Here is an 11534-nt window from a genome sequence, read left to right on the forward strand (position 1 = left end):
CCGGTGCAGACAGTACGACGAGCGCACACTGGAACACGATGCCTACAGAAACCGACGAGACAGACGCCCCCTCTGAGAGCGGCGGCGATGACGACGGTGACTCCGTGGTGTACGCCACTCCCGAGGAACTCGGCTATCCGACGTCGACCTACACCCCGGTGGCCTACGACAACCTCGACACCGCATCGGCCGACGACGACGACCACCCCGACGCGGGACGCGGCGGGTCGTTCAGACTGCTCGACCTCCCGAAGGTCCCGCGGCTCAAACACGTCGTCGGGCCCAGCGCCATCATGCTCGGTGCGTCGCTGGGGAGTGGCGAGACGCTGTTCTGGCCGCAACTCGTCGCACAGTACGGCTGGGCGCTGTACTGGATATTCGTCGCCGGGGTGTTGCTCCAGTTCGTCGTGAACACGGAGATACAGCGGTGGACGCTCGCCACCGGCGAGAGCGTCTTCCGGGGGATGGAGCGGGTCCACCCGCTCGTCCCGTTCGCGTTCATGCTGGGCGGGTTCGTCAGCCTCGGGTGGCCGGGGTGGGCGGCGAGCGCCGCGAAGGTCGGCGCCGCTGGGTTGTCCCTCGGGACCTACCAACTCGCGGGCGTCGAGCTCGTCGGCTGGCGACTGCTCGGCATCGGGCTGATGGTGTTCATCTGGCTCACCTACCAGTTGACGCCGCTGATGTACAACGTCGTCGAGCGACTGCAACTGTTCCTCGTGGTGCTGTCGCTGACGTTCGCGCTGGTGCTGTTCGTGCTGGTCGGCGCACCCACGTCGCTCCCGGCACTCCCGAGCGGACCGGCACTCGTCGGCGACCAACCCCCCGCCGTGACCGTCGCGATACTGCTGGGCGGCATCGCCTACGCCGGCGCAGGCGGCTACCTCAACCTCTCACAGAGCCTCTGGGTCCGCGAGAAGGGGTACGGGATGGGGCGCTATCAGGGCCGCATCAAGAACCCCTTCGCCGGCGACGACCCCGAGACGGTCCACGAGGACGGGTTCTCGTTCAGGCCGGAGTCGCCGAACACAGAGCGGTGGCGCGGCTGGTGGCGGGTGGCACAGCTCGAACATCTGCTGACTTTCGCCGTCGGCCTCATCGTCGTCACCACCATCCTCGTCGTCATCGCCGGGACGTACGCCCCGGGGACGACGCGGACCGCCGTCGACATGTGGCTGGTCGGCATCGCGCCGTCGGTCAGTCCGCTCGCGGGCGCCACCATCTACGCGACGCTGTTTCTGGCGCTGTTCACCACCGAGTACGCCATCATCGAGTCGTTCGTCCGCAACAGCTCCGACGTCATCTACGAACTGTACGGTCGCGACGCCGGATGGCAGCTCCCGCGGCTGTTCTGGGGGTTGTTGACCGTCTTCTGTGGCTGGGGCATCCTCATCCTGTTGCTCCCGTTCGAGGTGGAGAACCCGTTCAACCTGCTGGTCGTCGGCGCGGCGATGTCCGGGCTCATCATGTGGCCCTACATCGTCGTGATACAGCTCGTCAACGCGGTCAGGCTCCCGGAACACACGATGCCCGGCTGGGGCCGGACGGTCGCGATGTGGGTCGCCGCCGCCTTCTTCGGCTACTTCAGCGTCCTGCTCGTCGGGACCGTCCTCGGCTCGCAACTGGGACTCGCCGTGTTCTCGGTCCAGATGAGTATTCTCGGGAGCGGCCTCGGTGGGATGGTCCTCTGGGCGGGCTACGGCGCCGTACAGGCCTACGTCATCTACCGTACCACGCGAGCGAAGTTCGAGCAGGCGGGCACCGTCGACGGCGCCGACGCCGGCCGGGGCCTGTTCTCGTGAGCGACGCCGACCGGGTGCGCGTCCACCTCCACCATACGATGACGGGCCGTTACCCGCTCCGGTTGCTCGACCTGTTGTTCTACGGCGACCGTGTCCTCGCCGTCGAGTACGACTACCTGACGGGGTTCGACATCGCGACCGGCGGCGCCCGACGACGCGCGGAGGCGTTCGCGGCGACGGTCACCGAGGAGGGCGTGGCGGCTGCCGTCGATACCGCCGAGCGATGTCGGGAACTCCCCTACGAGACGCTCGACGGCGTCAGAATCTACGACGGCGGCAGCCTCGGGCGGGTGAAGGTCGTCCTCGACCGAGCGACGGGCTCGTCGCTGACGGTCAGAGTCCACGGCGAGGTCGACGTCGAGTCGTTCGCCGGTGCAGTACGGACCGTGCTCGCGCCGTACGACGCGACGGTCGAGCGAGAATCGGGGCTCGGGCTTCGGGACGCGCTCCCGGTCCTCAGTCGCCGCTGACCCGCTCGGTGCGGGCGGTCGGAGCGACCAGTTCGATGGGGTGTTTCGAGGGGCGCTCCAGCAGGTCGTCGAGTTGGTCGAGACAGGAAGTGCCGCTGGCGACGACCGTCCGGTCGTCGACGCCGTCGGCGGTGAACTGGGCCGCGAGTTCGTCGCCGACGGCGACGCTGACGTCGTAGTACTCCTGTTTGTAGCCGAAGCTCCCCGCCATCCCGCAGCACTCGACGTCGGACGTGACCACGTCGAAGCCGAGGTCGTCCAACACGGCCTCGGTGTAGCGCTCGACGCCGAGGGTCCGTTGCTGGCAGTGGCTGTGGTAGGCGAGTCGCCGACCGTCGCCGCTGGCGAGTGCGTCGGCGCTCGCGCCGTTGGCGAGCAGGCCGTAGACGTACTCGAACAGCTCGTAGCTACCGTTGGCGAGCGCCCGGTACCGGTCGGCGTCGAGCAACTGCTCGTACTCCCGCTGGAACAGCGCGTGGTCGCTCGGTTCGATGACGACGACGTCCCGACCGGCCGCGACGTGGTCGAGGAGTTCGTCGGCGACCGTCTCGGCGTGGTCGCGTGCGGTCGCTAGCATCCCCTGGGAGAGCGGGGCGCGCCCGCTCGCGGGCACGTCGGGGACGTGGACAGCGACGTCCAGCGCCTCCAGCGCCCGGACCGCCGCCTTCCCGCGCTCGACCTGTACGTGGTTCGTGTAGAGGTCGGGGAACAGGACCACCTCGCGCTCCGGATTCGCCACGGTCGCCCGGCCGTCGGCCCACTCGCGGAACGTCTCCGCGGCAAAGGTCGGGAGGTCACGCCGCCGGTCGATACCGACGAACCGCTCCATGAGTCGCCGGGAGACACCGGTGTCGGCCAACCAGTTCGAGACGGGGGCCGTCGCGCTCCCGAGTCTCGCGAGCGTCGCGAAGTTGCCGAACAGTCGTTTCTGCGGGTCGAGTCCAGAGGGTTCCTCGTCGGGTACCAACCCGTCGACCAGCCAGTCGAGTTCCGCGTCCGCGCCGCGGTTGATGCGGTCCCGGACGACCGTGTTTATCCACGGGATGTCGATTTCGACCGGGCAGGCGTTGACACACCGCGAACACCCCGTACAGAGGTCGTTGAACTCGGCCGCCGTGTCCAACCCCTCGATGCCGGCCTCCCACCCGGTTGCGATGCCGCCGGAGTACGTCTCGCCGCCGAAGGCGTGGCCGCCGACCTGCTGGAAGTTCGCACACGAGTTCGAACAGGCCGAACACCGGATGCAGTACAGCGTCTCCCGCAGGTCGTCGTCCTCGCGCATCGCCAGCCGACCGTTGTCGACGAGCACGAGGTGGAACTCGCGGTCTTCGGCCGACCCGGTCTCGTCGCGCTGGAAGTCCAGCGTCGGCGAGTCGACCGGCGGCGTCAACAGCGAGACGTAGGAGGTGATGTCCTGTCCGGTGCCCGACCGGCCGATGAGTTCGATAAAGGGGCGGAGGTCCTCGACGCTGGGAACCACCTTCTCGACGCCGGCGACGGCGACGTGGGTGTCCGTCGCCGCCACCGTCTTCCGGGCGTTGCCCTCGCTGGTCACCAACGCCATCGTCCCCGAATCGGCGGTGAGGAAGTTCGCGCCCGTGACGCCGACGTCGGCGTCGGCTAGCTGCTCGCCCAGTTTCTCGCGGGCGAACATGGTCAGCTCCTCGGCCGTCTCGGGCGGGTCCGCCGGGTCGAACCGCTCGGTGAACAGCTCGGCGATGCCCTCGCGGGACTTGTGGATGGCCGGCGCGACGATGTGGGAGGGCGCCTCGTCGGCCAGTTGCAGGACCCACTCGCCGAGGTCCGTCTCGACCACGTCGCAGTCGTCGGCCAGCGCCTCGTTCAACTCTATCTCCTCGCTGGTCATCGACTTGCTCTTGACGACGCGGTCCCCGTCGGCGTCCTCGACCACGTCGCGGATATACTGGTTCGCGTCGGCCGCATCGTCGGCGAGGTACACCGTCCCGCCGTTGGCCTCGACGGCCGTCCGGAGGTCCGAGAGGAGGTCCGGCAACCGCTCGATGGCGTCCTCCTTGATAGCGCGGGCCTCGCTCTTGAGGTCCTCGTAGGCTTCGAGGTCGGCCACCGACTCGTACCGGCCCGCGTTGAACCCCTGCGTGTTCGCCGCGACGGCGTCACCCTCCGTCTCGAGGATGTGCCGGATGTGGTCGGCCTTCGACCGGCGGTCGCTCGCGGTCATGACTGGACCACGACGGCGTGGACGGCTTTCGGGCCGTGTGCGCCCTTCACCAGTGCGCCCATGTCGGCCGTCGCGCTGGGGCCGGTGGCGACGATGGCGTCCCCGCCGTCGGCCCGGAACCGGTCTCCGAGGTGGGCGAGTGCCTCGCTCATGCCGGGAACCACGTCGTCCTCGGCGAGGACGGCGACGTGCCGGTCCGGATAGAGGCTCACGGGTTCGGCGCCGTCGGGCGTCGACGGCAGGACGAGGCTGCCGTAGTCGGCGATGCCGAGCGTCGCGTGCGTGACGCCCGTCACGGCCGCTCGCAGGTCGCTCGGCGAGGGGTCGGTCCGGACCACGTCGGGGAGCCGTCCCAGCGAGTCAGGCAGTTCGACGCCGACCGCCGGCGAGTCCGACACCGCCTCGATAGCGTCGGGGACGCCGTCCGGCGTGGTCAGCGTGTGCGATACGTCGAAGTCGTCGAGTCGCTCGGTGAAGCGGTCGAGCGTCGTGTGGTCGGTAGTCACGGGTTGGTAGTCTGAATCACGGTCGGTCGTCCGGCAGTGCTGCGGCGAGCGTCTCGGCCGGGTGCGGCGGTTCTGGGTCCTCGCCCCGGTCGCCCAACTGCGTCCGGCAGGAGGTCCCCGGCGCGACCACCTGCTCCCCGTCGCTGTCGTCGACCTGCTCGAAGAGGATGTCGCCGATGGCCCGACTCATCGAGTAGTGTTCGGCCTCGTAGCCGAAACTGCCGGCCATCCCGCAACACCCCGAATCCAGCGGGTCGACGGCGTAGCCCGCCCTGCGCAGGACGCCGACGGCGTGGTGGTCCTTCTTCGTCGCCTTCTGATGGCAGTGGCCGTGGTAGGTCAGCGACCGGTCCACGTCGGCCCAGTCGACGCGTCGGTCGAGGTCGTGGCGGTCCAGATACTCACAGAACCCGTAGGTGTTCGTCGCCACCGTCGCGACCTGCTCGTCGTCGTGGCCCAGCAGGTCCGGGTAGTCGTACTGGGCCATGACGGCGTCGGAGGGTTCGACGAACACCACGTCTCGACCGGCCTGGACGTGGTCGACGAGGGCCTCGACGTTCGTCTCGGCCGTCTCCCGCGCGTGGTCGAGCATCCCCTTGGAATACGCGGGCCGGCCGCTGTCGGTGTGGTCTGCGAGGACCGTCACGTGGACGTCGGCCGCTTCCAGGACGCGAACGGCCGCCTTCCCGACATCGGGGTGGGCGTAGTTCGTGTACGCGTCCGGGAACAGGACGACCGAGCGTGCGGCGTCGGCCGCCGAGACGGTCGGCTCACGACCCTCGAACCAGTCGACGAACGTCTCCCGGTGGAGCGTCGGCGTGTCCCGTTCGCGAGCGATGCCGACGGTAGCTTCGAGTAGCCGGTCGGCGCCGGGGAGCGACGAGAGCGCGTTCGCGACCGGCGCGACGCGGCTCCCGAGCGCGAACAGCGTGTCGACGTTGGCGAACACCCGGTCGCGGAGGGTCACGCCGTGTTTCTGGTGGTAAGCGTGGGTTACCTCGGCCTTGAGCTTCGCCATGTCGACCCCGCTCGGGCAGTCGTGGGCACAGCCCTTACAGCCGATACAGAGGTCCATGACTTCGGAGACGAACGCCTCGTCGGTGGGGTCGTCGGGCAGGTCGCCGCTCATCGCCTGCCGGAGCATGTTCGCCCGGCCGCGGGTGGCGGTAATCTCCTCGTCGGCCGCCCGGTAGGTCGGACACATCACGCCGCCAGTGGTCTCCTGCGGGCCGCGACAGCCACCACAGCCGTGACAGAGTTCGACCATCCCCTGCATCCCGTTCTCGTCGGTCCAGTCCAGCGTCGGCGTCAGCGTCTGGTCGAACTCGTAGTCGGGGTCGAACCGGAGCCGCGTGGCCATGTCGACCGTCTCGGCCCGCGGCGGGGCCTCGCCCGCCTCAACGGCCGCCGCGTCGACACCGACGACCTGTCCCGGATTGAGGAGCCAGTCGGGGTCGAACGCCGTCTTCAGGTCGCGGAACACGTCCCAGACGTCCGTGCCGTAGAGCTTCTCGTTCCAGCAGGTCCGGGCGCGGCCGTCGCCGTGTTCGCCGGAGACCGACCCCCCGTACTCGACGACGAGGTCGGTGACGGCGTCGGCGATAGACACCATCTGCTCGACGCCGTCGACGGACTTGGTGTTCACGAGCGGGCGGATGTGGAGCACGCCCGGCCCGGCGTGGGCGTAGAACGACGCGAACGTGTCGTGGTCCGCGAGCACCTGCTGGAACGCCGCGACGTACTCGGGCAGGTTCTCGGGCGGGACCGCCGTGTCCTCGATGAACGCGACGTGTTTCGCGTCGCTCGTGCGGCTGAGCAGGATGGGGAGCCCCGACTTCCGGAGCTTCCAGAACCGCTCGCGCTCGGCGTCGTCGTGGGCTTCGAGCGCGTCGACGGCGGTGCGCGGCGCGTCGGCCACCGCCGCGGTGCCGTCCAGACGGTCGGCCAACAACCGGTCGACCGCCCGATGGCCCGCGTCGTCGTCCGCCGCGTAGAACTCGACGACGAGCGTGGCGCGCGTCCCGTCGGGCAGCATGGCCGCCACGTCGGCGAACTCCGCGGTGTCGCGCGCGAGGTTCAGCATCGTGTCGTCCAACACCTCGACGGCCGCGGGGTCGTGTTCGAGGATGGGCGCGACGTCGGCCATCGCGTCGACGAGGTCGTCGTAGCACAGCAGCGCCATCGCCTTCGTCTCGGGGACGGGTTCGAGCGCGACGGTCGCCTCGGTGACGATAGCCAGCGTCCCCTCGCTGCCGGCCAGCAGGCTGGCGAGGTTGACGGTCCCCGGGTCACCGTACTCCCCTTCGGCTTCGGCGACGAGTCGGTCGAGGTTGTACCCCGAGACGTTGCGCTTGAGGTCGGGGTAAGCCGCCGCTATCTCGTCGCGGTGGTCGTCGAGGACGTCCGCGACCGCCGCGTAGATGCGGCGTTCGAGGCCGTCGGCGTCGGCGGCCCGGTCCCGGAGGTCGTCGACCGGCACCTCGCCGAAGGTCGTCACGGTCCCGTCCGCGAGGACGACCTCACACTCCTCGACGTAGTGGTCGGTCTTGCCGTACTGGAGCGAGTGCGCACCGGTGGTGTTGTTGCCGATAGCGCCGCCCAGCGCGGACTTCTCGCCCCACGCGGGGTCGGGCGCGAACTTCAGGTCGTGGGGCGCGAGTGCGGCGTTGAGGTCGCCGAGGGTCGTCCCGACCTGTGCGGTGGCCCGTTTCGTGTCCGGGGCGACGGGTCCGAGCGCGTCCATGTGGCGCGTGAAGTCGAGGACGACGGCCTCGTTGACCGTCTGGCCGGCCAGACTCGTCCCGCCGCCGCGGGGCAGGACCGGCACGTCCTCGTCGGCGCAGTACTCGACGACGGCCGCCACGTCGGCCGTCGACTGCGGGAAGACGACACCGATGGGCGGCACCTCGTAGATGCTCGCGTCGGTGGCGTACAGTTCCCGCGAGTACTCGTCGAACCGGACGTCGCCGTCGACCCGGTCTGCCAGCGCCGACGCGAGGCCGGCGTCGGACCCACCGCTTGCGGCGTGGTCGTAGTCGGCCCGCGGGTCCGCGGCGGGCCTCGCGTCGGATTCGTCGGGTGAGTCGTGTCTCGACATGACGGGTCAGAACGTTCCCGGTGCGACGACGTAGACGAACAGGAGCGAGAGGATGCCCGTCATCACCGCATAGTAGGCCAGCGGGATGAGTTCGAGTCTGATGACGCGCCCCTCCTCGCCGACGAGGCCGACGACCGCCAGCGCGGCCACGACGTTGTGGACCGCGATGAGGTTGCCGATGGCCCCGCCGACCGCCTGCGCGCCGACGAGGACGGTCCGGGAGACCCCGAGGTCGGCGGCGACGTTGTACTGGAAGGTGCCAAAGAGGATGTCGCTGACCGTGTTCGATCCGGCCAGGAACGCCCCGAAGGCGCCCACCAGCGCGGCGAAGAACGGGTAGACGACGCCGGCGGTGTTGGCCGTCGCCTCCGAGAGGACGACCAGCATGCTGTCGATGCCGGCCGTCTCGCCGGACTGGATCATTATCTGGACGGTCGCAACGGCGAAGACCAGCGCCAGCACCGCGGGCGTGACCTTCTCGACGGTCTCCAGCCAGGCGGCCTTGACCTCCTCGCCCTCCATCCCGTGGAGCGGGATGGTCAGCAGGTGGACGGCGATAAAGACCGCACCGGGGAGGTACAACACGGCGAAGCTATTGCCCATCGACGTGCCGAGGATGGACCCCCACTCCAGCACCAGCGTCGACGTGACGAAGTTCGTCACGGGGTCGATGACGCGGGTGACGACCAGCAGGCCGGCCAGCACTGCGTAGGGCGTCCACGCGCGGACCAGCGACATCGACTGGGTGGGCGTTGCGACCTGGCCGCCGTCGGCGGCGACGGTACCGCTGCGCCCGGTCGCGGACTCGCCGGGGGCGATGTCGCCGACCCAGTGTTCGGGCCACTGCTCCTCGGGGGCGAAGTCCCACTCCTCGTCGGGGTGGAAGTAGCCCGCCTTGAGAGCGCCGACGGTGATGAGCATCCCGCCCATCGCACCGAACAGGCCCGGGAAGGTCGGGCCGAGGAAGTACGCGGTCAGCCAGTACGGCACGGAGAAGGAGGCCCACGCGAACAGGGTCAGCGGCAGGACCTCCAGCGCCGGCTTGACGGACCGCTCCTCGCCGAAGAACCGGGTCATCATCGCGACGCCGATAAAGGGCAGCAGCGCGCCGACGATGACGTGGTAGGTGGCCGCCCAGACGGCTATCTGTGCGACCCACTCGGGGATGGTCATCCCCTGTGCCGCGACGGTCGACTGGATGGACTCGGTCGAGCTGAAGATGTCCTGCAGGCCGATGATGAGCGGCGTCCCGACGGCACCGAACGTGATGGCCATCAGGTTGCCCGTCAGCGCGACGACGACGGCCGCCAGCGGCGGGAAGCCGAGACCGACCAGAAGCGGGCCGACGACGGCCGCCGGCGTCCCGAATCCGGCCGCGGCTTCGATGAACGACCCCATCAGGAACACGAGCAGGACGACCTGTACGCGTCGGTCGTCGCTGATGGAGGTGAACCCCCGATTGATGACGTCGAACGCGCCCGTCTGCTTGAGCGTGTACAACACCAGTATCGCCCCGAAGACGATGTACAGGATGTTCGAGGCGGTTATCGCGCCGTTTATCGACGCGGCGGCGATCCAGCGGGGCGACATCCCCCAGCCGAAGAAGCCGACGGCGAGGGCGACCACCCACGCGACCGGCATCGCACGCGTGGCCGACCAGTAGCGCCCGATCATCAGGAACGCGATGGTCGCGAGCGGCAGGACTGCCAAGCCGATCTGTGTCGGTGTCGCCATCCTCAGTCGTCACCTCCCCGACGGTGGGATACCGGGCCGTGTCTCCGCCCGTGACGGTACGTCTGTGCGTGTGGGTATGCCGGTGGAACTGGCATAGCCGAGCCATCCCGTTGTGCACTATTTATAACCAACTACCGTTCAGCGGGTTCGAGTGTCTATCAAACGGACTCAGTGAGTGCTAAAGGTGCCGAAACCGATTTTGATAGAATGTTTCTCGAACTTTTTAGTGTAATATTCGGGTGCGAATCCCCCGTTCGATACAGTTGTGTGTACCGGTTGGGCGGAGTGCAGTTGACTGCAAACACCGCGCTACCGGCGGTTCAGCCGTGTTACACACAACTGTAATCAGTAGGCTGAACCGGGTCACGATGTCGAAACCGGTCGGCGGCCACGACGGCCTGTCCCCGACTGCAGTGGCGTCGTCGCTCAAGACGCGTTTCCGGGTCGCCACGCAGACGACAGCGAGGACAGGCCGAGGGCTCAGGCGTCGACACGGACGCGTTCGGACTCGGGCATCCGGTGGCCGAGGTCGGCCCGTAGCGCCTCGATGGCCTCCTCGGGGTCGGTCTCGGAGTCGAAGACGCGGTCAAACCCCATCGCCTCGAACGTCGCTCGCGTCTCGTCGAAGTCGTTCTGTCCGACGGCGAGGTTGCCGCCGATGTACGTCGTGACGTCCAGCCCTGCGGCGTCGACCTGCTCGTGGAACCCCTTGCAGTCCTGCTTTGCGTGACCGTACAGCGAGGAGACGAGAATGGCCTCGGCATCCCGCGCGTCGGCCGCCGCCACGAACTCCGTCTGGGAGGTCTGGACGCCGAGGTTGACGACCTCGAACCCGGCCGCGGCGAAGGCCCGTTCGAGGATGGTGATACCGACGACGTGCGCGTCGGACCCGATGACACCGAGGATGACTGTCGTCATGTACGCTCACCAAAACGCGCCAGCACGATAAAGTTAATGAAAGACCATGATAGTTAGCACGGCGTCAAAAGAGGTGGGCTTAGGTTCGGGGCGTCCCTCAGTTGCGGCCAACAGTGTGCCGAGTACAGCGAGGCGTGGTCGCGATGGCCCCGACAGACCACCGACGACGATGATTCAGATACGACACGCCCTCGACTCCGACGCCGACGGAATCCGCCGTGTCGCCCGTCGTGCGTGGCACGACGCCTACGACAGCCTCGACCCCGACGTCATCGACGAGACTATCGAAGAGTGGTACGCGGGGCCGGTCGGGAGCGCGCTCCACGGCTGGGCCGACGACATTCCCGCCAGCGACCTCGACGTCGAGGCGACGATGCTGGTCGCACGCGACGACGAACAGGTCGTCGGCTTCGCACAGGGTGTCGTCTACGGGCCGGTCGGGACCATCCTCCGGTTGTACGTCGACCCGACCCGACACCGCAAACGGGTCGGGACGCGGCTCTACGAGCGACTCAGGGAGATATTCACCGAGCAGGGCGTCGAGCGCGTCCGCGCGCTGGACCTGGCCGACAACGACGCCAGCCGGGTGTTCTTCGGGAAACTCGGCTTCGAGCAGACGGCGACGAGGACCGTCACCATCGGTGGCGAACGGCGCGAGGAGGCCGTCTATACGCGCGAACTATAGTAGCCATTGAAAATCAATGCACACCCGACCGCACGACGGCGGTGCGGTCGGTATGTGAATCGTTTCAATTGTTACTATAGACGAATCCGAGGGGTGACCGGACGAACCAGTGGCCCGAAAAACCG

The 11534-nt window shown here is 68.3% G+C and carries 8 protein-coding genes; 3 read left to right on the forward strand and 5 right to left on the reverse strand.

What is annotated here, in order from left to right:
* The first annotated feature begins 38 nt into the window (after positions 1–38).
* Positions 39–1799, forward strand: coding sequence for an Nramp family divalent metal transporter (locus tag NDI85_RS07185; RefSeq protein WP_310915365.1), 1761 nt, complete (start codon positions 39–41; stop codon positions 1797–1799).
* Positions 1796–2269, forward strand: coding sequence for a hypothetical protein (locus tag NDI85_RS07190; RefSeq protein WP_310915366.1), 474 nt, complete (start codon positions 1796–1798; stop codon positions 2267–2269). Before NDI85_RS07185 ends, NDI85_RS07190 begins: the two co-directional genes overlap by 4 nt.
* Here NDI85_RS07190 and NDI85_RS07195 read toward each other — a convergent pair.
* The 5 genes from NDI85_RS07195 to glmS all read right to left on the reverse strand — a co-directional run bounded on the left by NDI85_RS07195 (position 2256) and on the right by glmS (position 10724).
* Positions 2256–4469 carry an LUD domain-containing protein gene (locus NDI85_RS07195; RefSeq protein WP_310915367.1) on the reverse strand — a complete coding sequence of 738 codons (2214 nt, stop codon included), beginning with the start codon at positions 4467–4469 and terminating at the stop codon, positions 2256–2258. The two genes, NDI85_RS07190 and NDI85_RS07195, sit on opposite strands and share 14 nt — an antisense overlap.
* A complete protein-coding gene (locus tag NDI85_RS07200) occupies positions 4466–4975 on the reverse strand; it encodes an LUD domain-containing protein (protein ID WP_189001259.1) in 510 nt (169 codons plus the stop codon). Before NDI85_RS07200 ends, NDI85_RS07195 begins: the two co-directional genes overlap by 4 nt.
* 16 nt (positions 4976–4991) lie before the next feature.
* Positions 4992–8072, reverse strand: coding sequence for an FAD-linked oxidase C-terminal domain-containing protein (locus tag NDI85_RS07205; RefSeq protein WP_310915368.1), 3081 nt, complete (start codon positions 8070–8072; stop codon positions 4992–4994).
* A gap of 6 nt (positions 8073–8078) precedes the next feature.
* On the reverse strand, positions 8079–9806 hold the full coding sequence (locus NDI85_RS07210) for an L-lactate permease (RefSeq protein WP_310915369.1): 1728 nt from the start codon (positions 9804–9806) through the stop codon (positions 8079–8081).
* Between the two features lie 480 nt (positions 9807–10286).
* Positions 10287–10724, reverse strand: a complete 438-nt coding sequence (gene glmS, locus NDI85_RS07215) for a methylaspartate mutase subunit S (RefSeq protein ID WP_310915370.1) — start codon at positions 10722–10724, stop codon at positions 10287–10289.
* 169 nt (positions 10725–10893) lie between these two features.
* Here glmS and NDI85_RS07220 point away from each other — a divergent pair, with 169 nt between their 5' ends.
* On the forward strand, positions 10894–11409 hold the full coding sequence (locus tag NDI85_RS07220; protein WP_189001250.1) for a GNAT family N-acetyltransferase: 516 nt from the start codon (positions 10894–10896) through the stop codon (positions 11407–11409).
* The last annotated feature ends 125 nt before the right edge of the window (positions 11410–11534 follow it).

The sequence above is a fragment of the Haloarcula sp. S1AR25-4 genome (genome assembly GCF_031624555.1).
Classification (GTDB): Archaea; Halobacteriota; Halobacteria; order Halobacteriales; family Haloarculaceae; genus Haloarcula; species Haloarcula pellucida.

What these genes read in the sequence shown, in the direction of transcription:
- NDI85_RS07185 (WP_310915365.1), top strand. Translation starts at nt 39, where the DNA reads ATGCCTACAGAAACCGACGAGACAGACGCCCCCTCTGAGAGCGGCGGC.
- NDI85_RS07195 (WP_310915367.1), bottom strand. Translation starts at nt 4,469, where the DNA reads ATGACCGCGAGCGACCGCCGGTCGAAGGCCGACCACATCCGGCACATC.
- NDI85_RS07205 (WP_310915368.1), bottom strand. Translation starts at nt 8,072, where the DNA reads ATGTCGAGACACGACTCACCCGACGAATCCGACGCGAGGCCCGCCGCG.
- NDI85_RS07210 (WP_310915369.1), bottom strand. Translation starts at nt 9,806, where the DNA reads ATGGCGACACCGACACAGATCGGCTTGGCAGTCCTGCCGCTCGCGACC.
- glmS (WP_310915370.1), bottom strand. Translation starts at nt 10,724, where the DNA reads ATGACGACAGTCATCCTCGGTGTCATCGGGTCCGACGCGCACGTCGTC.
- NDI85_RS07220 (WP_189001250.1), top strand. Translation starts at nt 10,894, where the DNA reads ATGATTCAGATACGACACGCCCTCGACTCCGACGCCGACGGAATCCGC.